The sequence below is a fragment of the Streptantibioticus cattleyicolor NRRL 8057 = DSM 46488 genome, from assembly GCF_000240165.1.
Classification (GTDB): Bacteria; Actinomycetota; Actinomycetes; order Streptomycetales; family Streptomycetaceae; genus Streptantibioticus; species Streptantibioticus cattleyicolor.
In genome coordinates this window covers 5,018,526-5,041,103 of record NC_017586.1, presented here as the reverse complement: position 1 = coordinate 5,041,103, position 22,578 = coordinate 5,018,526, and the positions used below count along the sequence as shown (strand labels likewise).

18 protein-coding genes are annotated in these 22,578 nt (G+C 71.4%); 1 reads left to right on the top strand and 17 read right to left on the bottom strand.

What is annotated here, in order from left to right; genetic code table 11:
• Positions 1 to 201 precede the first annotated feature (201 nt).
• The 8 genes from SCATT_RS22105 to SCATT_RS22070 all read right to left on the bottom strand — a co-directional run bounded on the left by SCATT_RS22105 (position 202) and on the right by SCATT_RS22070 (position 10,965).
• The gene (locus SCATT_RS22105) at positions 202 to 1,299 is read right to left on the bottom strand and encodes a sugar ABC transporter substrate-binding protein (RefSeq protein ID WP_014145380.1); all 1,098 of its coding nucleotides are present in this window, start codon (positions 1,297 to 1,299) and stop codon (positions 202 to 204) included.
• 120 nt (positions 1,300 to 1,419) lie between these two features.
• Positions 1,420 to 2,616, bottom strand: coding sequence for an ROK family transcriptional regulator (locus SCATT_RS22100; RefSeq protein WP_041825176.1), 1,197 nt, complete (start codon positions 2,614 to 2,616; stop codon positions 1,420 to 1,422).
• A gap of 247 nt (positions 2,617 to 2,863) precedes the next feature.
• Positions 2,864 to 3,796: a carbohydrate ABC transporter permease gene (locus SCATT_RS22095; RefSeq protein WP_014145378.1), complete on the bottom strand. Its 933-nt coding sequence runs from the start codon at positions 3,794 to 3,796 to the stop codon at positions 2,864 to 2,866.
• Positions 3,797 to 3,810: 14 nt separating this feature from the next.
• Positions 3,811 to 4,743 carry a carbohydrate ABC transporter permease gene (locus SCATT_RS22090; RefSeq protein WP_014145377.1) on the bottom strand — a complete coding sequence of 311 codons (933 nt, stop codon included), beginning with the start codon at positions 4,741 to 4,743 and terminating at the stop codon, positions 3,811 to 3,813.
• Positions 4,744 to 4,879: 136 nt separating this feature from the next.
• Positions 4,880 to 6,292: an N-acetylglucosamine/diacetylchitobiose ABC transporter substrate-binding protein gene (gene ngcE / locus SCATT_RS22085; protein ID WP_014145376.1), complete on the bottom strand. Its 1,413-nt coding sequence runs from the start codon at positions 6,290 to 6,292 to the stop codon at positions 4,880 to 4,882.
• Between the two features lie 359 nt (positions 6,293 to 6,651).
• The gene (gene acnA, locus SCATT_RS22080; protein WP_014145375.1) at positions 6,652 to 9,396 is read right to left on the bottom strand and encodes an aconitate hydratase AcnA; all 2,745 of its coding nucleotides are present in this window, start codon (positions 9,394 to 9,396) and stop codon (positions 6,652 to 6,654) included.
• Between the two features lie 215 nt (positions 9,397 to 9,611).
• Entirely contained in the window at positions 9,612 to 9,977 is a 366-nt protein-coding gene (locus SCATT_RS22075; protein ID WP_014145374.1) for a GntR family transcriptional regulator, read from the bottom strand.
• 10 nt (positions 9,978 to 9,987) lie between these two features.
• Positions 9,988 to 10,965, bottom strand: a complete 978-nt coding sequence (locus SCATT_RS22070) for a hypothetical protein (protein ID WP_231905145.1) — start codon at positions 10,963 to 10,965, stop codon at positions 9,988 to 9,990.
• 202 nt (positions 10,966 to 11,167) lie between these two features.
• On the opposite strand from SCATT_RS22070, the gene SCATT_RS22065 reads away from it, so the two are divergent.
• Complete coding sequence (locus SCATT_RS22065) at positions 11,168 to 12,697, top strand: helix-turn-helix domain-containing protein (RefSeq protein WP_014145372.1); 1,530 nt, start codon at positions 11,168 to 11,170, stop codon at positions 12,695 to 12,697.
• A gap of 27 nt (positions 12,698 to 12,724) precedes the next feature.
• Here SCATT_RS22065 and argF read toward each other — a convergent pair whose 3' ends face one another.
• From argF to SCATT_RS22020, 9 genes are all read right to left on the bottom strand, one after another.
• Positions 12,725 to 13,723, bottom strand: coding sequence for an ornithine carbamoyltransferase (gene argF / locus SCATT_RS22060; protein ID WP_014145371.1), 999 nt, complete (start codon positions 13,721 to 13,723; stop codon positions 12,725 to 12,727).
• Positions 13,724 to 13,846: 123 nt separating this feature from the next.
• Entirely contained in the window at positions 13,847 to 15,073 is a 1,227-nt protein-coding gene (locus SCATT_RS22055; RefSeq protein ID WP_014145369.1) for an arginine deiminase, read from the bottom strand.
• A 72-nt stretch (positions 15,074 to 15,145) separates the two neighbouring features.
• Positions 15,146 to 16,024: a homocysteine S-methyltransferase gene (mmuM, locus tag SCATT_RS22050; protein WP_173405741.1), complete on the bottom strand. Its 879-nt coding sequence runs from the start codon at positions 16,022 to 16,024 to the stop codon at positions 15,146 to 15,148.
• A gap of 162 nt (positions 16,025 to 16,186) precedes the next feature.
• On the bottom strand, positions 16,187 to 17,110 hold the full coding sequence (locus SCATT_RS22045) for an LLM class F420-dependent oxidoreductase (RefSeq protein WP_014145367.1): 924 nt from the start codon (positions 17,108 to 17,110) through the stop codon (positions 16,187 to 16,189).
• Between the two features lie 42 nt (positions 17,111 to 17,152).
• On the bottom strand, positions 17,153 to 18,127 hold the full coding sequence (egtD, locus tag SCATT_RS22040; protein WP_014145366.1) for an L-histidine N(alpha)-methyltransferase: 975 nt from the start codon (positions 18,125 to 18,127) through the stop codon (positions 17,153 to 17,155).
• The gene (egtC, locus tag SCATT_RS22035; RefSeq protein ID WP_014145365.1) at positions 18,124 to 18,876 is read right to left on the bottom strand and encodes an ergothioneine biosynthesis protein EgtC; all 753 of its coding nucleotides are present in this window, start codon (positions 18,874 to 18,876) and stop codon (positions 18,124 to 18,126) included. Before egtC ends, egtD begins: the two co-directional genes overlap by 4 nt.
• On the bottom strand, positions 18,876 to 20,237 hold the full coding sequence (gene egtB, locus SCATT_RS22030; protein WP_014145364.1) for an ergothioneine biosynthesis protein EgtB: 1,362 nt from the start codon (positions 20,235 to 20,237) through the stop codon (positions 18,876 to 18,878). The genes egtC and egtB overlap by 1 nt, the downstream gene beginning before the upstream one ends.
• Positions 20,234 to 21,580, bottom strand: a complete 1,347-nt coding sequence (gene egtA / locus SCATT_RS22025; RefSeq protein ID WP_193789279.1) for an ergothioneine biosynthesis glutamate--cysteine ligase EgtA — start codon at positions 21,578 to 21,580, stop codon at positions 20,234 to 20,236. The genes egtB and egtA overlap by 4 nt, the downstream gene beginning before the upstream one ends.
• Before the next feature lie 652 nt (positions 21,581 to 22,232).
• Entirely contained in the window at positions 22,233 to 22,553 is a 321-nt protein-coding gene (locus tag SCATT_RS22020; RefSeq protein WP_014145362.1) for a nucleotide pyrophosphohydrolase, read from the bottom strand.
• Positions 22,554 to 22,578: the final 25 nt, after the last annotated feature.

The following is a 22,578-nucleotide window of genomic DNA, read 5'->3' as shown; positions in this document are numbered from 1 at the left end:
GCCGGGCGCGGAGGGCTGTGCAAGAAAGTATGAGAATCGTGCGGCGGAATTACGAGAACGCGGCGGGGCGCGCCGACCCCGTTGGACCAGCCGGTGACGGCCCGGCGGCGGGCACCGGCGCGGCCCCCGCCCCGCGGCGGGGTCGGCCGCTGGTGGCGGGGGCCGGGGTCCGGGTGCCGGCGGGCGCGCCGGGGGCGGTGGTTACTTCAGGCCGATCTTGGCGCAGGCCGCGGCGTACTGCGGGGTGCAGATCTGGGCGACCTTGTAGAGCCCGCCGTCGATGGCGGTCTGCTTGACGTTCTGGGCCGTCATGATGGTGGTCGGGATCAGCTTGGCCGGGATGTCCTTGGTGGTGGCGCTGGAGACCTTGGTGTCGGCCACCGAGACGGACTTGCCGGTGGCCACGTCGATGGCCATCTGGGCGGCGGTGTCGGCCTCGTCCTTGTACGGCTTGTAGATGGTGAACGCCTGGGTGCCGGCCACCACCCGCTGGGCGCCGTCGAGCTGGGCGTCCTGGCCGCCGACCGGGGGCAGCGGGCTGATGTGCGCCGACTGAAGGGCGCTGATGATACCGGCGGCCATGCCGTCGTTGGCCGAGTAGACCGCGGCGATGTTGTCCTTGCCGATCCGGGCGATGGCGCCGGAGACCTCGTTGTTGGCGTTGTTGGCGAGCCAGCCGTTGGTGTCGTACTCGGCGGCGATGTCCACCTTGCCGTCGAGGACGCTGTGGGCGCCGGCCTTGAACTGGGCGGCGTTGGGGTCGCCCTTGTCGCCGTTGACCATGATGATCTTGGCCTTGGGGTTGGCCTTGCTGCCGAGCGCCTGGAGCAGAGCCTGGCCCTGCTCCTTGCCGACCGCGGTGTTGTCGAAGGAGGTGTAGGCGTCGATCGGGCCCTGGGCGAGGCGGTCGTAGGCCACGATCTTGATGCCCTTGCTGTGGGCCTTCTCCACCGACGGCTGGATCGCCTTGTAGTCGACGGAGTCCAGGATGATGACCTTGTCACCCTTGTTGATCAGGGTGTCGATCTGCTGCTGCTGGGTGTTGGCGTTCTGCGCCGCGTTCTCGTAGTCCACCTGGCACTTGGGGCACAGCTGGTGCAGCTTGGCCTCGATGGCCGGGCGGTCGACCGCCTCGTACCGGGTGGTCTGGTTCTCCGGCAGCGCCAGACCGATCCGGAAGCCGGTGTTCACGTCGGCCGCGCTCGACTTGCTGCCGCCGGCCTTGCCACAGGCCGCCATGGACAGCGCCATGGACACTGCCGCCGTCGCGATGACGGCACGACGCAGAGTGGTGTTCACGGGGTACCTCCCTGACAGGGCCGCAACATTGCGGCCGAGGTGGACGTGAGTCAACTCCCGCAAACGTGATGCCGTCAAGAAGTAAATTATTAACGAGATGGCAACGACACACTTTGTTATCTAGGTGAACGCAAGCGTGGCGGGAGCAGATTCCTCCAAAAGCGTTGAATCGCCCATTTCACTGAGCACCAGCGCCAACGCGCCGAGGACTTCGGCACGGGCGCCGAGCGCCCCCGGAACCACCGCGAGCTGCCGGGCGGCGCTGGGAATCGCGTAACGCGCCACGGATTCCCGGATCGGCGCCAGCACCAACTCTCCCGCCTCGGCGAGGTCGCCGCCGAGCACGACACGGCTGGGGTTGAGCACGTTGCACAGGTTGGCCACCCCCATCCCGACGTGCCGGCCGACGTCGGCGACCACCCGGCGGCACCCCGGGTCGCCGTCCCGGGCCAGCCGCACCATGCCCGGCACCGTCAGCTCCGGGCCGTGGCTGCCGCGCAGCAGCTCCAGCACGTACCGGGCGGCGGTGAAGGTCTCCAGGCAGCCGCGGTTGCCGCAGCGGCACACCGGCCCCGACTCGTCCAGCGTGATGTGGCCGATCTCGCCGGCCGTGCCGCCCGGGCCGCGGTAGATCCGGCCGTTGATCACCAGGCCGGCGCCGACCCCGCTGGCCACCTTGATGTACGCCAGGTCCTGCACCCCGCGGCCGGCCCCCCACACCAGCTCGCCCAGGGCGCCGAGGTTGGCGTCGTTGTCCACGTGCACCGGCATGCCGAGCCGGCCGGAGAGCTCCTCGCGCGGGTTGATCCCGCCCCAGCCCGGCAGGATCGCGGTGGAGCCGAGGACGCCGGTGGCCACGTCGATCGGGCCGGGGACGCCGAGGCCGACCCCGATCACCTTGCCCGGGCCGATGCCGGTGGCCTCGATCAGCCGGCCCACCAGCGCCTCGGCCCGGTCGAACCCCTCGGCGGCGGAGGCGTCCACGTCGATCGGCTCGGTCTCCTCGGCGAGCACCTGGTGGGCCAGGTTGCCCACCGCAACCCGCAGGTGGGAGTGGCCGAAGTCGACGCCGACCACGATCCCGGCCTCCGCCGACAGCGACACGCTGCGCGCCCGGCGGCCACCGGAGGAGGTCGGGGTGACCTGGACGGTGCCGGTGTCCTTCAGCTCGCGGACGATGTTGGAGACGGTGGCCGCCGACAGCCCGGTGGTGCGGGCGATCTCGGCCTGGGTGAGCGACCCGGCCAGCCGTACGGCGCGGACCACTCGCTCCAGGTTGGCCCGGTGCAGCGAGGACTGCGATCCCGGAGTCTCCACGTCCATCCACTCCTGCCTCGTCGGGCGCACGACGGCGGCCCCGACCGCACGGGGCACCCTCACGAGGCCCCGTCGTCTACAACATGTGAACTCTAAGCAGAGCCTCAGGGGTTGGAGCCCGTCAAGGGATTGAGCGGGACCAACCCCGGATGAGCACACATCGTACGCAGGGGTGACGCAGCGCCGCGAGGGAGCCCGGCCCGGCCGCGAGGGGTCCCGCGCCGCGACGGGCGGGGGCCGTCCGCCGTTACTTCAGCGTGCCCGCGGTCAGGCCGGACTGGACCTGGCGCTGGAAGGAGAGGTAGACCACGAGCACCGGGAGCATGGCGATGGTCATCCCGGCGAAGAGCGCGGGCATGTCGCCGTTGTACCCCTGCTGGAGCATGAGGTTGACCAGGCCCTGGGTGAGCACCGAGCGGTCGGAGTCGGCGCCGCTCTGCTTCTGCATCAAGGTCAACGGCAGGATGTACTGGTTCCACTGGCCGAGCACGTTGAAGATGCCGACGCTGAGCAGCCCCGGTTTGGCAATGGGCAGCATGACCTGGAAGAAGGCCCGGGTGTGCGAGCAGCCGTCGATCATGGCGGCCTCGTGCACCGCGGTCGGCAGCGTGCGGAAGAACGAGTGCATGAAGAAGACGGTGAACGGCATCGAATAGGCGACGTAGACCAGGATCAGCCCCTGGTAACTGTTGAGCATGCCGAGGTTCTTCACCATGAAGAACAGCGGCACCAGGGCGAGATACACCGGGAACATCGCGCCGGCGACGAAGAGGTAGTAGAGGAACCGGTTCCCCGGGAACGGGTAGCGGGCGAGCACGTAGGCGGCCATGGAGCCGAAGAGCATCGTGAGCGTGACCGAGAAGACCAGCACGATCACGGTGTGCAGCAGGAAGCCGCCGATGCCTTTGTCCCAGGCCCGGCCGAAGACGTCGAAGGACCAGTGGGCCGGCCACGCCCAGGCGCTGCCGCCGATCTGGGCGTCGGTCTTGAACGAGCTGAGCACGATCCACACCAGCGGCAGCACGATCATGACCGCCCACAGCGCCAGGAAGCCGTGGGAGAAGACGTTGAGCACGCCCCCCGCGTCGGCGAAGCGCTCCTCCTTCGGCCGGGGACGGGCCGGGGCCGGCCGGGGCTCCGGCGGCGCGGCGGGGGTGGGTTCCGTGGTCGGTGTGCTCATGCCGGTTGCCCCGTTCAGTATTCGATGCGCTCGCGGCGGGTCACCCGCAGCGTCACGGCCGACAGGATGAGGGTGAGGAAGAGGATCACCACGCCCATGGCGCAGGCGTATCCGCTCTTGCCGTAGAAGAGGAAGTTCCGCATCAGATAGGTGGCGAGGACTTCGCTGTGGTGGTCGGGGCCGCCCCCGTAGGCGACGCCCGGGGTGAGCGTGGAGACCAGCGCGAAGGCGTCCATCGCCGCGATCGCCAGGTAGACCCAGGCCGTCTGGACGCTGTCCCACAGCAGCGGCAGGGTGACCCGGAAGAACGTCTGGTAGCGGCCGGCCCCGTCCAGCAGCGCGGCCTCGTAGATGTCCCTGGGGATGGACTGCATGGCGGCCGAGAAGAGCACCAGGTAGAAGCCGACGCCCGACCAGACCAGCACCGCCAGGATGCACCAGAGCACCAGGCCGGGGTCGTTGAGCCATTCGATGGGGTGCTGGGCGTCCTCCAGCCCCAGCTTCAGCAGGACGCCGTTGAGCAGGCCGCCGCCGTCGCTGCGGTAGACCGCCTGGAAGAGGACGGCGAGGATGGCGATGGAGAGCACCTGGGGGAAGAAGAAGATCACCTTGTACAGGGCGGCGCCGCGCACCCCCTGCACCCCGCCGGTGGTGCCGCGTCCGCCGACGTTGAGCATGAAGGCGAAGAAGAGCGCCAGCAGGATGGTGACGAGCGGCAGGAAGATCAGCAGCAGCACGTTGTGCAGGAGCGCCTTGACGAAGACCGCGTCGCCGAAGAGGGTGGTGTAGTTGCGCAGGCCCACGAAGTGCATCACCTGGGACTCGCCCGACCAGTCGGTGAGCGAGTAGCCGAAGGTCTGCAGGTAGGGCCAGATCACCAGGAGCGCGTAGAGCGCCACCGGGACCACGAGGAACCCCACGATGAACGGATACTTGCGGTGTCGCATGGCTTAGCCCCTGCTGCTGAGCCGGCCCGCGGCCGGTGACGGGTGCGCTGCGTGACTCCACCGGTGGGGGCGCCCTGCGTCATGGCGCCCCCACCGGTCGTGCCGATCCTCGCTCGACGGATACCTCAGCGGTACCTCATTCGCCGCCGTTCTTCGCCTTGCGGGTGGCGGCCTTGACCCGATTGAGCCATTCGGCCGGCTTGATGCGCTTGGCCATCAGCTCGGCGCTGGCGTTGCCCATGTCCACGTCCAGGGAGCTGGCGGTGTACATGTAGGTGGGGTTGAAGACGTTGGCGCCGGCCGCCTTGAGCGCGGTCACCGTGGAACGGGTGCCGGGGCGCAGCGAGATGCCCGGGTCGATGCCGTCCTTGACCACGGTGAGCGAGTTGGCGGTCTGGGCGAACGCGGTGGCCCCCGCCTTGCTGAGCATCTGCCGCATGAACTCCAGTCCGCCGGCGACGTTCCTGGCGTTCTTCGGCACGATGTACGGCTCGTTGGCCCCGCCCCGGATGGCCTCGAAGGGCAGCTTGTCGCCGGGCAGCGAGGGCATCGGCGTGAAGGTCATCTCGAAGTCCGACGGCGTCGCCTTGAGCTGCTCGTTCTCCAGCCAGGCGCCGCACGGGACGAAGGCCGCCCGGTACTGGTTCCAGGCGGTCTGCGCCTCGATGTGGGTCATGCCGTTGGTGCCCGGGAGCAGGTAGTCCTTGTCGACGAGTTCGTAGACCGCCTCGATGGCGTGCTTGGCCGCGTCCCCGTCCCACACCGAGTCGTCGAGGCTGTCGATCCGCTTGAGGGTGTCGAGACCGCCGTTCTTGATGATCAGGTCGACGATGGCGACGTTGATGTAGTACGGGTATTTGCCCTGGTGGGCGAAGGGGGCGATACCCGCCTTCTTGATCTCGCCGCCGAGTGAGAGGAAATCCGCCCAGGTCTTCGGAGCGGTCCAGCCGTGCTGCTTGAAGAGCTTTCCGGAATACCACAGTCCGAAGACGGTGTAGACGTATTGCAGGCTGCAGAACTTGCCGTTGACCGTGCCCAGGTCGACGGTGCCCGGCATCAGGATGTCGCGGACCTTCTTGCTCGGATCGTCCACCGACGGCGCGTCCAGCAGCGGGCCGAGATCGGCGAGCTGACCAGCCTTTTCCAGCACGTCCAGTTTGATCTGAGCGTTTCCCGAATCGTCGACCACGTCCGGGGGATTCCCGGCGTTGAGCCGCGGCTGGAGCAGACCGGTGATGTTCTGGGTCGCCGTGTGCGACACCTTCGCCTTCGGATGTTCCTTGGCGTACAGCGACTCGAAGCGCTTGGCGTAGTCGTCGCCGAAGCCGCCCTTGAAGATGACGACCTCCAGCGCGGCGCTGTCGGCGACACCGAACGGATTGGTGGCGCTCTTCTTGCCGCTCTCCTGCTTACCACCGCCACCGCCGCCCCCGGAGGCGGCGCAGGCGCTCAGGAGGCCGGTCACCGGAACCGCCGCGATTCCCAGCGCGGCCGCGCGTTTGATCAGGTCTCGGCGGTTGAGCCGGTTCGGCTCGATGGTGGATCCCATGCTCAAGTCCTCGCCTTCTCCAGGACTCAGGCGGTGCACCGGAAACCGCCGGCTACCGCTGTCGGGGTGAAGCTGGGTCGTCTATCGAAAGGCCGCTGAACGCCGACAGGTATAGTCCACCCCCCTGGGACGGGGCAAGATCGGGCGCAAGGCCCGGCGACAACCTTTCCCGAGTTGAGACCTCCGGCTCCGTGGGACTTCCCGAGGCAAAGATTAGGGCCTGACAGAAAGATTCGGCCGCACCCCGCGAACGCGGAGTGCGGCCGAAGTCGCGTAAGACGCCGTTCGGTGGATCCGGTGGGGTCCACCCGGGGTCCGGGTCCGGGGCCGGCGGGCTCCCGCCGGCCCCGGACCGGTGCTCACTTGCGGATGAGCGAGCGCAGCACGTACTGCATGATGCCACCGTTGCGGTAGTAGTCGGCCTCGCCGGGGGTGTCGATGCGCACCACGGCGTCGAACTCACGGTGCACATTATCGGCTTCGCCGGGGGCGCTGTCGGTGCTCACCTTGACGGTGCGCGGGGTGCGGCCGTCGTTGAGCTCGGTGATGCCGCTGATGGTGAAGGTCTCCTCACCGGTCAGCCCCAGCGACAGCGCCGAGGCGCCCTCCGGGAACTGCAGCGGCAGCACGCCCATGCCGATCAGGTTGGAGCGGTGGATGCGCTCGTAGGACTCGGCGATGACGGCCTTGACGCCCAGCAGCGCGGTGCCCTTGGCGGCCCAGTCGCGCGAGGAGCCGGAGCCGTACTCCTTGCCCGCCAGGATCACCAGCGGGACGCCGGCCGCCTGGTAGTTCTGGGCGGCGTCGTAGATGAAGGAGACCGGGCCGCCGTCCTGGGTGAAGTCGCGGGTGTAGCCGCCCTCGGTGCCCGGCGCGATCTGGTTGCGCAGCCGGATGTTGGCGAAGGTGCCGCGGATCATCACCTCGTGGTTGCCGCGGCGCGAGCCGTACGAGTTGAAGTCGCGGCGCTCGACGCCGTGCTCCAGCAGGTACTTGCCGGCCGGGGTGTCGGCCTTGATGGCACCGGCCGGGGAGATGTGGTCGGTGGTGACCGAGTCGCCCAGCTTGGCCAGGACCCGGGCGCCGGCGATGTCCTCCACCGGGGACGGCTCGGGGGTCATGCCCTCGAAGTACGGGGGTTTGCGCACGTAGGTGGACTCGGGGTCCCACTCGAAGGTGTCGCCGGTGGGGATCGGCAGTGCCTGCCACTGCGCGTCGCCGGCGAAGACGTCCTGGTAGGACTGGCTGAACATGTCCTGGCCGATCGCGGAGGCGACGACCTCGTTGACCTCCTGCTCGGAGGGCCAGATGTCGGCGAGGTGGACCGGGTTGCCCTCGTTGTCGATGCCCAGGGCGTCCTTGGTGATGTCCACCTTCATCGAGCCGGCGATGGCGTAGGCGACCACCAGCGGCGGCGAGGCCAGGTAGTTCATCTTGACGTCGGGGTTGATCCGGCCCTCGAAGTTGCGGTTGCCGGAGAGCACCGAGGTGACGGCGAGGTCGGCCTCGTTGACCGCCTTGGAGACCTCCTCCGGCAGCGGGCCGGAGTTGCCGATGCAGGTGGTGCAGCCGTAGCCGACCAGGTTGAAGCCGAGCTTGTCCAGGTACGGGGTGAGGCCGGCCCGGTCGTAGTAGTCCATGACGACCTTGGAGCCCGGGGCCAGAGTGGTCTTCACCCACGGCTTGCGGGTCAGCCCCTTCTCCACCGCCTTCTTGGCCACCAGCGCGGCGGCGACCATGACGTACGGGTTGGAGGTGTTGGTGCACGAGGTGATGGCGGCCACCGTCACGGCGCCGTGGTCGATCTCGTAGACCGAGCCGTCGGGGGCGGTCACCTGGGTCGGCTTGGTGGGCACGCCGTTGCTGACCGCGGGGGAGTCGGAGGCCGGGAAGGACTCCTTGCCGGCCTCGTCGAGGTCGGAGGCGTCGACGTAGTTGCGGACGTCCACCGCGAACTGGTCGGCGGCCTCGGCGAGGACGATGCGGTCCTGCGGGCGCTTGGGGCCGGCGATGGACGGCACCACGGTGCCCAGGTCCAGCTCCAGCTTCTCGGAGAAGTCCGGCTCGGCGGCCGGGTCGAGCCACAGGCCCTGCTCCTTGGCGTACGCCTCGACGAGCGCGAGCTGCTGCTCCGAACGGCCGGTCAGCTTCAGGTAGTTGATGGTCTCGACGTCGATCGGGAAGATCGCCGCGGTGGAGCCGAACTCCGGCGACATGTTGCCGATGGTGGCGCGGTTGGCCAGCGGGATGGCCGAGACGCCCTCGCCGTAGAACTCCACGAACTTGCCGACCACACCGTGCTTGCGGAGCATCTCGGTGATGGTGAGCACCAGGTCGGTGGCGGTGGTGCCGGTGGGCAGCGAGCCGGTGAGCTTGAAGCCGACGACGCGCGGGATGAGCATGGAGACCGGCTGGCCGAGCATGGCGGCCTCGGCCTCGATGCCGCCGACGCCCCAGCCGAGCACACCGAGGCCGTTGACCATGGTGGTGTGCGAGTCGGTGCCGACCAGGGTGTCCGGGTACGCCTTGCCGTCACGGACCATGACGACGCGGGCCAGGTGCTCGATGTTGACCTGGTGGACGATGCCGGTGCCGGGCGGGACGACCTTGAACTCGTCGAAGGCGGTCTGGCCCCAGCGCAGGAACTGGTAGCGCTCCTTGTTGCGACCGTACTCCAGCTCGACGTTCTGGGCGAACGATTCCGGGGTGCCGAAGCGGTCGGCGATCACCGAGTGGTCGATGACCAGCTCGGCGGGGGCCAGCGGGTTGATCCGGGAGGCGTCGCCGCCCAGTTCCTTGACGGCCTCGCGCATGGTGGCCAGGTCCACGACGCACGGCACACCGGTGAAGTCCTGCATGATCACGCGGGCCGGCGTGAACTGGATCTCCCGGCTCGGCCGGGCGGCCGGGTCCCAGCCGCCGAGAGCCCGGATGTGATCGGCGGTGATGTTCGCGCCGTCCTCGGTGCGGAGCAGGTTCTCCAGCAGCACCTTCAGGCTGTACGGCAGACGGGCGGAGCCCTCGACCTTGTCCAGCCGGAAGATCTCGTACGACTCGTCGCCCACGCGCAGCGTGCTGCGGGCGTCGAAGCTGTTCGCCGACACGACAGTCTCCTTATGCATGTTTCGCGCGTACCACCGCAATGCTGCCGTCCGCAGGCCCGCACCCATACGCTAAGGTAAGCCTTAGTTAGGCAACCCTTACCAACGTGAGCGGTGGCGGCACGCCTCTCGGCAGATATCTCGATGTCGAGATAACTCTAGTACATCGCCGCCGCCGGGTCATGCCCTGCCCGGCCTTCCACGCCTCCGGGTCCCCGTCAGCCGCTCCCCCACACCCCGGCGCGCAGCAGATCGAGGATCTCGGCGTCGGACAGGCCGAGGGTGCGGGCGTCCTCGGCGAGCGAGCGGACGCGCTCCAGCAGCCGGGCGCGGTCGGGGGCGAGGACGCCGCCGGTGACCACCGCGCCCCGGCCGCGGCGCAGTTCGATCAGGCCCTCGTCGCGCAGCCGCTGGTAGCCGCGGAGCACGGTGTGGACGTTGACGTCGAGCGAGGCGGCCACCTCGCGGGCGGAGGGCAGCCGTTCGCCGTGGCGCAGCGTGCCGTCGGCCAGCGCCCGGCGGACGCAGCCGGCGATCTGGTCGCCCAGTGGGGTACGGGAGGCGGGGTCGACCCGGAAGAGCATGGCGGCCCCCTTACCGTCGCTCGCGCTCGATCAGGGCGTTGAGCAGCGCCGCCGCGGTGGCGGAGTCGTCCACGGTGACCACGAACTCGCCTCCGCCGGACAGCCGCAGCCGGACGGCGTCGCCGGAGCGGAGGACGACGCCGGTGCGGCCGGCCCGGACCCGGTAGCCCCACCCGCCGAAGTCGCTAAGGGCGCGCACCGGACCGCTGGTGGCCTCCTCGATCCGGCTCAGCGCTATGCGCAGCCGTGGCCAGGGCAGATACGCCGGGGCCACGGTCAGTCCGCGCCGGTCGGCGGTGACCCGCAGCGCGCCGGCCGCCAGGCAGACCACGCCCGCCACCAGGCAGCCGATCCCGGCCGCCCGGCCGGCGGTGAACAGCAGCACCGATCCGGCGGCGGCCACGGTCACACCGGAGCCCAGCAGCACCGGCGACCCGACGGTACGGGCCCAGCCGGCCCGTTCCCCGGCCCGCAGGTCGAGCCGGTCCGGGACGCCGGCCGGACGTCCGCCGGCCGGCACCGCCCCGTCGCGCCCGGCCAGCAGCGCCCCCAGCCCCCCGGCCACGGCGGCGCACCCCACGGCGGCGGCGAGCTGCCAGGGCGCCATCCGCACCCGCGCCGCGCTCGCCGCGCCCGCGTTGTCCTCGACCACGGCGACCAGGAGGAACGCCAGCAGGGCGGGGACCGCGCAGGCCGCCCCGGTGGCCACCCGGCCTGAAGTGCGCTGGACGGTGAAGACCATCAGCGCACCCGTGACGAGCAGCAGCGGCACGACGACCGCCGGGAAGGAGCCGGCCGCGGAGTAACCGTCGGCGGCGGTGGTGGAGAAGTGGGTGGCCATCGGGTCGGGCAGCCGGTCGCGGACCCGCAGGTAGTCGCCGACCACGACGGCGAGCGCGACCAGGTGGACCACCCCGGCCAGGACCGCGCGCCGCGCCGCGACGGCCGGGGCGGCACGGCGCGGTGAGGACGCCGGGCGGGTCGGCACCACGGGACACCTCCGATTGTTCGCGTTCCCCTAGAACAATTCCTTCAGAACAATAGCTGCGGGGGTTGGCGGGCGGAACCCCGGGTATCCGAGGGCGGAAGGCCGGGGAACGAGGCGTGTCCGTTGGGCCATTCCGACGGTTCTCACGCCACACCGACCACCCGATGCGTTTGTCATCTCATATGTGAGATAGCCTCAGCGCATGGCAGACGACTACCTCGTACGCATCGGCAAGCTCATCCGTGACGCCCGCCAGCACCGCGGGTGGACGCAGTCCCAGCTGGCGGAGGCGCTGGGGACCAGTCAGAGCGCGGTCAACCGGATCGAGCGCGGCAACCAGAACATCAGCCTTGAGATGATCGCCCGCATCGGCGAAGCGCTGGACAGCGAGATCGTCTCCCTGGGCTACGCCGGACCCATGCATCTGCGGGTGGTGGGGGGCCGTCAGCTCTCCGGCGCCATCGACGTCAAGACCAGCAAGAACGCCTGCGTGGCGCTGCTGTGCGCGTCGCTGCTCAACTCCGGTCGCACCACCTTGCGGCGGGTCGCCCGCATCGAGGAGGTCTACCGGATCCTGGAGGTCCTCGGCAGCATCGGGGTGCGCACCCGGTGGATCAACGACGGCAACGACCTGGAGATCGTCCCGCCGGCCACCCTCGACCTGGACGCCATGGACACCGAGGCGGCCCGTCGCACGCGCAGCGTGATCATGTTCCTCGGGCCGCTGATGCACCGCACCGACCGCTTCAAGATCCCCTACGCGGGCGGCTGCGACCTGGGCACCCGCACCGTGCACCCGCACATGGCGGCGCTGCGCCACTTCGGCCTGGAGGTCACGGCCACCACCGGCTCGTACCACGCCGAGGTGGACCGCACCGTCTCCCCCAGCCGCGCCATCGTGCTGACCGAACGCGGCGACACGGTGACCGAGAACGCCCTGCTGGCCGCCGCCCGCCACGACGGCGTCACCGTCATCCGCAACGCCAGCTCCAACTACATGGTCCAGGACCTCTGCTTCTTCCTGGAGCAGCTCGGCGTGCGGGTCGAGGGCATCGGCACCACCACGCTGACCGTGCACGGCGTCGCGGAGATCGACCGGGACGTGGACTACGCGCCGTCGGAGGACCCGGTCGAGGCGATGAGCCTGATCGCCGCCGCCGTGGTGACCTCCTCGGAGCTGACGATCCGCCGGGTGCCGATCGAGTTCCTGGAGATCGAGCTGGCGGTGCTGGAGGAGATGGGCCTGGACCACGAGCGCAGCGGCGAGTACCCGGCGGACAACGGCCGTACCCGGCTGATCGACCTGACGGTACGCCCGTCGAAGCTGCGGGCGCCGCTGGACAAGATCCACCCGATGCCGTTCCCCGGGCTCAACATCGACAACGTCCCGTTCTTCGCGGCGATCGCGGCCACCGCCCAGGGCTCGACCCTCATCCACGACTGGGTCTACGACAACCGCGCGATCTACCTGACCGAACTGACCCGGCTGGGTGCCTCGGTCAAGCTGCTCGACCCGCACCGGGTGCTGGTCGAGGGGCCGACCCGCTGGCGCAGCGCCGAGATGATGTGCCCGCCCGCGCTGCGCCCCGCGGTGGTCGTCCTGCTGGCCATGCTCGCCGCCGAGGGCACCTCGGTGCTGCGCAACGTCTATGTGATCAACCGCGGTTACGAGGAGCTGGCGGAACGCCTCAACTCCATCGGCGCGCAGATCGAGACGTTCCGCGACATCTGACGGGCCGTCACATCCGGGCGGTGCCGGTCAGCCCAGCGTGGCGACCAGCACCGCCTTGATGGTGTGCATGCGGTTCTCCGCCTGGTCGAAGACGATGGAGTGGGCGGACTCGAAGACCTCGTCGGTGACTTCGAGACAGTCGAGGCCGTAGGCGGCGTGGATCTCCCGGCCGAGCGCGGTGCCCAGGTCGTGGTAGGCGGGCAGGCAGTGCATGAACTTCACGTCCGGGTTGCCGGTGGCCCGCAGCACGTCCATGGTGACCGCGTAGGGGCGCAGCATGGTGATCCGCTCGTCCCACACCTCCTTGGGCTCGCCCATCGAGACCCACACGTCGGTGTGGACGAAGTCGGCGCCGCGCACACCCTCGGCCACGTCCTCGGTGAGGGTGACCCGGGCCCCGGTCTCCGCGGCGAGCCGGCGGGCCTCGGCGACCACGGAGTCGGCCGGCCACAGCGCCCGGGGCGCCACGACGCGCACGTCCATGCCGAGCAGGGCGCCGGTGACCAGCAGCGAGTTGCCCATGTTGGAACGGGCGTCGCCCAGGTAGGCGTAGGCGATCCCGTCGAGCGGCTTGGCGGAGTGCTCGGTCATGGTGAGCACGTCGGCGAGCATCTGGGTGGGGTGCCATTCGTCGGTGAGCCCGTTCCACACCGGCACCCCGGCGTGGGCGGCCAGCTCCTCCACGATCTCCTGGCCGCTGCCCCGGTACTCGATCCCGTCGAACATCCGGCCGAGCACCCGGGCGGTGTCCTTGACCGACTCCTTGTGGCCGATCTGCGAACCGGCCGGGTCCAGGTAGGTGGTGGAGGCGCCCTGGTCGGCCGCGGCGACCTCGAACGAGCAACGGGTACGGGTGGAGGTCTTCTCGAAGACCAGCGCGATGTTGCGCCCCCGCAGCCGCTGCTCCTCGGTACCGGCCCGCTTGGCGGCCTTCAGCTCACCCGCCAGCTCCACGAGCGAGCGGAACTCCTCGGGCGTGAAGTCGATCTCCTTGAGGAAATGGCGGCCCTTGAGGTCGACGGCCATGGGGCACTCCTAGTCGCGGCGGCGGAACGGGTCGGGACACGGGCTCGGCGGTGAGCGTGTCGGAAGTGTATACGATAATGCGCATGCCTATGCGGGCTGGTCCTCCGCGGCGGCCGGCGGTGCTCACCGCAGCGCGTCGCGCTCCACCGGGCAGCTCATGCAGCGTGGTCCGCCCCGGCCCCGGCCCAGTTCGCTGCCGGGGATGGTGATCACCTCGATGCCGCGTTTGCGCAGGAAGGTGTTGGTGGTCACGTTGCGCTCGTAGGCGACGACCACACCGGGCTCGACGGCCAGCACGTTGCACCCGTCGTCCCACTGCTCGCGTTCGGCGGAGTGGACGTCCTGGGTGGCGGTGAAGACCTGGATGTCGTCGAGGCCCAGCGCCGCCGCGATCGCCCGGTGCATGTGCTCGGGCGGATGGTCGGTCACCTTCAGCTCGCGTTCCTCGGCGCCCGGCTCGATGGTGTACGAACGCAGCATCCCCAGCCCCGCGTACTTGGTGAAGGTGTCCCCGTCCACCATCGTCATCACCGTGTCCAGGTGCATGAAGGCCCGGCCCTTCGGCATGTCCAGGGCGACGATGGAACGCGCCGAGCCCGCCGCGAACAGGCCGCGCGCCAGCATCTCCACCGCCTGCGGCGTGGTGCGTTCGCTCATCCCGATCAGCACCGCCCCGTTGCCGATGACGAGCACGTCCCCGCCCTCGATGGTGGACGGGTAGGCCGACTGCCCCGCCGACCAGACGTGGAAGCCGCCGGGCGCGAAGAGCGGGTGGTACCGGTAGATCGCCTCGAAGTGCACGGTCTCCCGCCACCTCGCCGGCCAGCGCATGGCGTTGATGCTCACCCCGTCGTACACCCACGCCGAGGTGTCGCGGGTGAACAGGTGGTTGGGCAGCGGGCTGAGCAGGAAGTCGTCCAGCTCCATGACGTGGAAGCGCACCGAGACCGGCTCCGGGTACCGCTCCAGGAACTCCCGCTTGGTCACCCCGCCCACCAGCGCCTCGGCCAGCTCCGCCGAGGGCATCCGGGCGAACTCCGCCCGCAGGTGCTCGGTGGCCAGCGGCCCGAACTCCTTCTCGTCGAAGGCCCGCTCCAGCACCAGCGCCCTCGCCTGCGGCACCTCCAGCGTCTCACGCAGCAGATCCCCGAAGAGATACACCTCGATCCCCCGGTCCCGCAGTATGTCGGCGAACCCGTCGTGCTCCGCACGGGCCCGGCGTACCCACAACACGTCGTCGAAAAGCAACTGCTCCCGGTTGGACGGGGTGAGCCGCTTCAGCTCCAGGTCCGGCCGGTGCAGGATGACCCGGCGCAACCGTCCGGCCTCGGAATCCACGTGGAAGCCCATGCAGAAACCTTCCCCCAAGAGGGCTCGGGGCTATCCCCTGTACCAGTGTCGTCCAGCAGGCGGTGGCCGTGCTCAGGGGCGCGGGGCCGGCCGCAGGGCCGACGCCAGCTCGGCGATCCGCCGCGGCCCGACCCGGCAGCAGCCGCCGATCAGCCGGGCCCCGGCCGCCGTCCAACCCTCCACCCGGGACGGGTCGAACGTGGCGCCGCCCCGCCAGGCGCGCGCCTCGGCGTCCCACCGCTCACCGCTGTTGGGGTAGACCACCACCGGCTTGCCGGTGACCTGCCGGGCCAGGGCGACGGCCGGGCCCGCGTCCTCGGCGGAGCAGCAGTTCACCCCGACCGCGATCACCTGCGGTACGCCGGCGGCGAGCGCGAAGGCGTCGGCCAGCGGCTGCCCGGCCCGGGTACGGTCGCCGGCCACGGTGTACGACAGCCACACCGGCACCCCGGTGCCCTCCACCGCGCGCAGCAGCGCCTCGGCCTCGTCGGCGTCGGGCACCGTCTCCAGCGCGAGGACGTCCGGGGCGGCCTCGGCCAGCGTCTCGATCCGGGGCCGGTGGAACCGGGTCAGCTCGGCGACGCTCAGCCCGTAGCGGCCCCGGTACTCGCTGCCGTCGGCGAGCATCGCCCCGTACGGGCCGACCGAGGCCGCCACCCACACGTCGTCCCGCCCCCCGGCCGCCCGCCGGGCCAGCCGCACGCTCCGCCGCAGCAGCTCCCCGGCCGCCCGCCGCTCCAGCCCCCGCCGGGCGAACCCCTCGTACGTCGCCTGATAACTCGACGTGATCAGCACCCGCGCCCCCGCCCGCAGGTACGCGGCGTGCGCCGCCTCGATCTGCTCCGGCGCGTCGGCCAGCAACCGCGCCGACCACAACGCGTCGGACAGGTCACACCCCTGATCGGCCAACTGGTTCGACAGACCGCCGTCGAGCACGACCGGCCCGGCCATCAGCGCGTCGCCCAGCGGAACGGAGGACACCCGCAACACCCCTCGCTGTGTCGGATCGGTGCCCCCAGTGTGCCGCGCCCTGCGGACGTACGGCTCCCCGGGGCCGTCCCGGGGGTACGGATCGGCGCGGGCCGGACGGAGCCGGCCCGCGCCCGGCACCGGTCAGGAGAGCTGGGACTGGACCTCGGAGGCGATCAGTTCCAGGTGGTCGAGGTCGTGGAGGTCGAGCACCTGGAGGTAGATGCGGGAGGAGCCGACCGACGCGTAGCGGCCGATCTTGTCCACGACCTCGGCCGGGGAGCCGGCCAGGCCGTTGGCGCGCAGCTCGTCCGGCTCACGGCCGATCGCCGCGGCGCGCCGGGCCACCTCGGCGTCGTCCTTGCCGACGCAGACCACCAGCGCGTTGGAGTACACCAGGTCGTCCCCCTTGCGACCGTGCTCCTCGGCCGCCGCTCGGACCCGTCCGAACTGCCGCTCGGTGTCCTCCACCGAGGCGAACGGGATGTTGAACTCGTCGGCGTAGCGGGCCGCGAGCTGCGGGGTGCGCTTGGCGCCGTGGCCGCCGATGAGCACCGGCACCTTCTTCTGGGCCGGCTTGGGCAGCGCCGGCGAGTCCTGGAGGTGGTAATGGGTACCGGAGTGGCTGAACGTCCGGCCGACCGGGGTGGACCACAGCCCGGTGACGATGGCCAGCTGTTCCTCCAGCCGGGCGAACTTCTCCTTCGGGAACGGGATCCCGTACGCGGTGTGCTCCTCCTCGTACCAGCCGGCACCAAGGCCCAGCTCCACCCGGCCGCCGGACATCTGGTCCACTTGGGCGACCTGGATGGCCAGGACGCCGGGCAGCCGGAAGGTGCCGGCGGTCATCAGGGTGCCCAGCCGGATCCGGCGGGTCTCGCGGGCGAGACCCGCCAGCGTGATCCAGGCGTCGGTCGGGCCGGGCAGTCCGTCCGAGGCGCCCATGCGCAGGTAGTGGTCGGAGCGGAAGAAGGCGTCGAAGCCGAGATCCTCGGTGGCCTTGGCAACGGTCAGCAGCGTGTCGTAGGAAGCCCCCTGCTGGGGCTCGGTGAAGATGCGCAGATCCATGCCTCAATCCTGCACCCGCCCGACCCGTGGAACGCGAACCACTCAGCCGAGCGGACGCGCGAGTGACAGTGCGAAACGCCCCTCCTCGTCGGTCCACCAGTGGGTCAGTTCGAGACCGGCCTCCTTCAGCTCGGTACGCACCCCGGCCTCGCGGAACTTGGCCGACACCTCGGTGCGCAGCTCCTCGCCGGCCGCGAAGCGCACCGCGAGGTCGAGCGCCGGGATCTTCGCGGTGAGCGCGGTGCGGGCGCGCAGCCGCATCTCGATCCACTCCTGCTCGCGGTTCCACAGCGCCACGTGGTCGAAGTCCTCCGGGGTCAGGTCGGCGCCGAGTTCGCGGCGGAGCACGGAGAGCACGTTCTTGTTGAACTCGGCGGTCACCCCGGCCGCGTCGTCGTAGGCGGCGACCAGCGTGCGTTCGTCCTTCACCAGGTCGGTGCCGAGCAGCAGCGCGTCCCGCGGGCCCAGCGCGGCGCGCACCGAGCCGAGGAACGCGGCGCGTTCGGCGGGCAGCAGGTTGCCGATGGTGCCGCCGAGGAAGGCGACCAGCCGGGGCCCGGGACCCGGCGGCAGGTCGAGGCGTTCGGTGAAGTCGGCGACGACGGCGTGCACGGTGAGCCCGGGGTAGTCGGCGAGGAGCGCCTGCCCCGCCTGTTCGAGCGCGCTGTCGCTGACGTCCACCGGGATGTACCGCTCCAGCGTGCCGCGCCGGCGCAGGGCGTCGATCAGCAGCCGGGTCTTCTCCGAGGATCCGGAGCCGAGTTCGACCAGGGTACGGGCGCCGGCCGCCTCGGCGATGGCGTCGGAGCGCTCCCGGAGGATCGCGCGCTCGGCCCGGGTCGGGTAGTACTCCGGCAGCCGGGTGATCTCCTCGAACAGCTCGCTGCCGCGGGCGTCGTAGAACCACTTGGGCGGCAACTGCTTGGGGTCGGCGGTCAGTCCGGCCCGTACGTCGGCACGGAGCGTGGCCCCGGCGGCGTCGGCGGGGAGCAGCCTGGTCAGGGTGAACGCGCTCATGCGGGAGGCTCCTTGAGGGGGGTGACGTCGACGCCGTCGCGGGTGGCGAGCAGCAGGGCGCGGTCGGGCAGTTCCGTCCAGCCGGGCCGGTCGTCGTGGGGCTCGGAGGCGACGACGACCTGGCGGCCCGGTTCCAGTCGGTGCCACAGGGTGTCGCCCCAGGCGGTGGCGGCGATGGCGGTGCCGTCGGTGAGCAGCAGGTTGAGCCGCGCGTCGGTGTGCGCCGCGACGGCGGTGACGGTGTCGGCCAGCGCCTCGCCGGGTGGCTGGCCGGCCCGCAGCCGGTGCAGCACCAGCGCCCACACCAGCGCCGAGTCGCAGCGGGCCTCGATGCGCAGCAGGTCCTCCGGGGGCAGTTCGGCGACGAGGCCGGCCACGCTCTCCGGCCACCCCGGCAGGGCGCCGTTGTGGCTGAACAGCCAGGGCCCGGCGCCGTACGGGGCGGCGGCGGACTCGTCGGGGGCGGAGCCGTCGGTGGTGTCCCGGACGGCGGCCAGCAGCGCGCCGGTGCGCACCACCCGGGCCAGATCCTTGACCGACGGGTCGGCCCAGATCGGCCCCGTCCTGCGGTAACGGGCCGGCACCGGGTCCGGCGGCGCGTACCAGCCGACGCCGAAGCCGTCCGCGTTGACCGTGCCGTAGCGCTGCCGGCGTGGCGCCCACGACTGCCGGTACAACGAGTGCGGCGGCTCGACCAGCACCTCGCCGAGCGTGATCTCCGGCCCCAGGTAGGCGATGTGACGGCACATCAGGTGCGCTCCGGGGCCGCGTCGCGGGCGGTGCGGAAGCCGGCGAATATCTGCCGGCGGACCGGGTGGTCCCAGTTGCGGAAGGTGCCCCGGCAGGCGACCGGGTCGACCGCGAAGGAGCCGCCGCGCAGCACCTTGTAGTCGCCGCCGAAGAAAACCTCGCTGTACTCCCGGTACGGGAACGCCCGGAAGCCGGGGTAGGGCAGGAAGTCCCCGGCCGTCCACTCCCACACGTCACCGATGAGCTGGCGCACCCCGTGCGGGGAGGCCCCGGCGGGGTAGCCGCCGGCCGGGGCGGGACGCAGATGGCGCTGGCCGAGGTTGGCGTGGTCGGGGGAGGGTTCGGCGTCGCCCCAGGGGAAGCGCCGGGAGCGTCCGGTGGCCGGGTCGTGGCGGGCGGCCTTCTCCCATTCCGCCTCGGTGGGCAGTCTGCGGCCGGCCCAGCGCGCGTAGGCGTCGGCCTCGTACCAGCTGACGTGGAGCGCCGGCTCGTCGGCCGGCACCGGCTCGGTCACCCCGAAGCGGCGGCGGATCCAGCCGTTGCCCTCGCGGGACCAGAACAGCGGTGCCTCAAGGCGGTGTTCGCGGACCATGGCCCAGCCACGCGGCTCCCACCAGCGCTCGTCGTGGTAGCCGCCGTCCTCGATGAACCGCTGGTAGGCGCCGCAGGTGACCGGCACGGTGTCCAGGAAGAACGGGGCCACCTCGACCTGGTGGGCGGGGCGTTCGTTGTCCAGCGCCCACGGCTCGGTGTCGGTGCCCATGGTGAACGGGCCGCCGGGGATGAGCACTTCGGCCGGGAGCAGGGCGGCGTCGACGGGGGCCGGCGGGGGCGGCGGCGCGCTCAACGCGGCCGGGCCCCGGCGCAGTTGGTGGGTGATGAGCATGGTCTCGTCGTGCTGCTGCTCGTGCTGGGCGATCATGCCGAAGGCGAACCCGGCCTCCAGCAGCGGCGTGCCGGTGAACCGGGCGCCCTCCAGCACGTCGAGCACCCGGCCGCGTACCTCGGCGGCGTAGCCGCGCGCCTCGCCGGGCGGGAGCAGCGGCAGGCCGGGACGGTCCGCCCGGGGGTGCTCGAAGGCGTCGTAGATCGGGTCGATGTCGGGACGGATCGCCGCACGCCGGCCGACGGTGCGCAGCAGCCACTGCTCCTCCTGGTTGGCGATGTGCGCCAGGTCCCAGACCAGGGGGGACATCAGCGGAGAGTGCTGGGCGGTCAGGTCGTGGTCGTCCACGCAGGTGGTCAGGGCCGCGGTGCGGCTGCGGGCGGCGGTCAGCACCTCGACGGCGCGCCGCCGCTGGTGCTCGGGATCGATGCCGTCGGCCCCGGGGCGGGGTGTCGCGGGGTACGGGGTGGTCACGCGCTGCCGTCCTTTCCGGCGGGCGGGGCCGGGCGGACGGGCGTCCGGCGCTCCGCGAGGAACGTGTCGAGCAGGTCGTCGGCGGGACATCGGCCCCGCGCCACATGGCGTTCGGTGAACTCGTCCACGGCGGCGCGGATCGCGGCGGACGCGCCCAGCCGTTCCAGCCCCTCCTGAGCGGCGGCGAAGCAGGCCACCGCGGCCCGCCGCAGCACCGGGTCGGTGAGACCGTGCCGGGCCGCCCGCCGCCACAGCGGGCCGCCGGGGGCGTCGCCGCGGACCCGGTCGGCGAGCGGCGCCAGCGTCCGGTGGGCCGCGGTGGCCGCCTCGGGGTCGTCGAGCAGGGCCGTGGTGACCGCGAGCGGCACGATCCAGCCGTCGGCGCCCGGCTGCGCGTCGATCATGCGCAGCTCCAGGTGGCCGCGGGGTCTGACCGGTGGGAAGAGCGTGGTCAGGTGGTAGGCGAGGTCGTCCGCGGTGGGCGGTCGTGGCGCGGTCGCCGTCCGGCCCGGGTGGCCGCCGCGCGGCCCGCCGCCCCGGTGTATCCACTGCCGGAAGGTCATCCCGTCGTCGGGCACCTCCCAGCGTCCGTCGTCCTGGCGGACGCAGAGCACCGGTGCGTCCAGCGCGTACCGCGCCCAGGCGTCCCTGGGGTCGGTGCGGGGATCGGCGATGCCGGGCGGGGCGCAGGTGCGGGACGGGTCGAGCGCGATCCAGACCGCCTGCCGGGTGGACCGGAAGCCGGTGGGCCGGCCGCGGCTGAACGGCGAGTGGGCGAAGGCGGCGATCAGCACGGGCCCGAGGAGGTGGGCGAGTCGCCAGCGGTGCCGGTAACCGCGCGGGCCGTGGTCGTCGTGGCCGGCGTCCAGGCAGACCTGCACCGAGGCGGTGCCGCACATCATGGCCCGGCCGACCGGCCAGTGGCGGTCGAAGTAGCTCTCCATCGCGGCGTAACGCGGCTGGTCGAGCACCCGGCGGGGCCGGTGCCGGGGTTCGTGACCGTATCCGGCGAGGACGAGCCCGTGGTCCCGCAGCCGCTCGCGGACCTGGGCGAGGTCGGCGGCCATCGCGTCCACGCAGGCGGTGAGGGAGGCGGCGGGGGCCGAGCTGAGCTCGATCTGCCCGCCCGGCTCCCGGGTGAGCGCGGAACCGAGCCGGAGCGTCCGCAGCCCGTCGAAGGCCGCGGCGAGCCGTTCCGGGGCGGCCGGTGCCGCCGGGTCGGCCGCGTCGTGGACGAGCCATTCCAGCTCGACGCCGACACGGCTGGGCGGGCCGTTCTTGAAACAGATCCCCCGGGCCCGTTCCTCCGCCTCGGCCAAGGTGATCGGCTCGTCCCCGGTCACCTCCCCCGCGCCGGGCCCCGTCCCGCCCGGCTCCGGCGTCCCGGCCACCGTCACGCGCGGGCGGGTCCGCAGTACGGCCGCGACCGCACCCGACCTCGCGCCGGGCGCACCCGGGGCCGACGCGGCCCTGTCGGCACCCCGCGGTGCCGCACCGGTGACCGCGCCCAGCCGGTCCGGCGGGGCGGTGGAGGCCGTGGGCGCCGTCAGCCGCGGTGGCGCGGTTCCGGCCGGCCCGGCGGTGTCCGGTGCGGGCACCGGAGAGCCTGGCGGTGGGCCCTGAGCGGTGGTCGTCGTTGTGCGCTGCGCCGGGTCTCGTCCGGCGCGGCCCGGAGACTTCTCCGGCATCGCCTCGCCCCCTTGTCGGTCGACGGTGGGTCTCTCAGCAACGAGACCACTGCACCACGATCGCGGGCGACACGCACCGTTTGTCGCACTTTGTGAATATTTGTTCACCTGACGGTCACTCCCCCCGGATCCGTCTCCCCCCTTACGCCGCGATCAACTCCCGAGGATCACGGGAAGATTCCCCAGCAGCCCCACGAAGACCGATATTCACCCGAACAGGTGACCGAAACCTGTCGGCGCCACGAAGCGGGAACCCCGGGCGGGCAGGGCGCGTTGAACCCGCACACCGGCCGGCGCGCCCCGGCCGTCACACCGGCGGAAAGCGCCGTTCGTTGCGGTCGATCTTGGCGGCGAGCGCGGCGAGCGGGTCGACGCCGAGCACCTCGCAGAACTGGAGGAGGTAGGCGAGCACGTCGGCGACCTCGTCCTCGACCCGGTGCGCGGTGTCCGGGTCCGCCATCACCCGTGACGACTCCTCGGGGGTGAGCCACTGGAAGATCTCCAGCAGTTCCGACGCCTCGACGCTGAGCGCGGCGGCGAGGTTCTTGGGCGTGTGGTAGGGCTGCCACCGGCGGGCCGCCGCGAACTCGGCGAGCCGGCGCCGCAGGGCGTTGAGATCATCGGTCACCGCATCAGGTGTACCGCACGGCGCC

What these genes read in the sequence shown, in the direction of transcription:
- mmuM (WP_173405741.1), bottom strand. Translation starts at nt 16,024, where the DNA reads ATGGCCGGGCCGGTCGTGCTCGACGGCGGTCTGTCGAACCAGTTGGCC.
- ngcE (WP_014145376.1), bottom strand. Translation starts at nt 6,292, where the DNA reads ATGGGATCCACCATCGAGCCGAACCGGCTCAACCGCCGAGACCTGATC.
- SCATT_RS22045 (WP_014145367.1), bottom strand. Translation starts at nt 17,110, where the DNA reads ATGGATCTGCGCATCTTCACCGAGCCCCAGCAGGGGGCTTCCTACGAC.
- SCATT_RS22075 (WP_014145374.1), bottom strand. Translation starts at nt 9,977, where the DNA reads ATGCTCTTCCGGGTCGACCCCGCCTCCCGTACCCCACTGGGCGACCAG.
- SCATT_RS22065 (WP_014145372.1), top strand. Translation starts at nt 11,168, where the DNA reads ATGGCAGACGACTACCTCGTACGCATCGGCAAGCTCATCCGTGACGCC.
- SCATT_RS22090 (WP_014145377.1), bottom strand. Translation starts at nt 4,743, where the DNA reads ATGCGACACCGCAAGTATCCGTTCATCGTGGGGTTCCTCGTGGTCCCG.
- egtC (WP_014145365.1), bottom strand. Translation starts at nt 18,876, where the DNA reads ATGTGCCGTCACATCGCCTACCTGGGGCCGGAGATCACGCTCGGCGAG.
- SCATT_RS22055 (WP_014145369.1), bottom strand. Translation starts at nt 15,073, where the DNA reads ATGGGCTTCCACGTGGATTCCGAGGCCGGACGGTTGCGCCGGGTCATC.
- egtD (WP_014145366.1), bottom strand. Translation starts at nt 18,127, where the DNA reads ATGAGCGCGTTCACCCTGACCAGGCTGCTCCCCGCCGACGCCGCCGGG.
- SCATT_RS22095 (WP_014145378.1), bottom strand. Translation starts at nt 3,796, where the DNA reads ATGAGCACACCGACCACGGAACCCACCCCCGCCGCGCCGCCGGAGCCC.
- argF (WP_014145371.1), bottom strand. Translation starts at nt 13,723, where the DNA reads ATGGCCGTCGACCTCAAGGGCCGCCATTTCCTCAAGGAGATCGACTTC.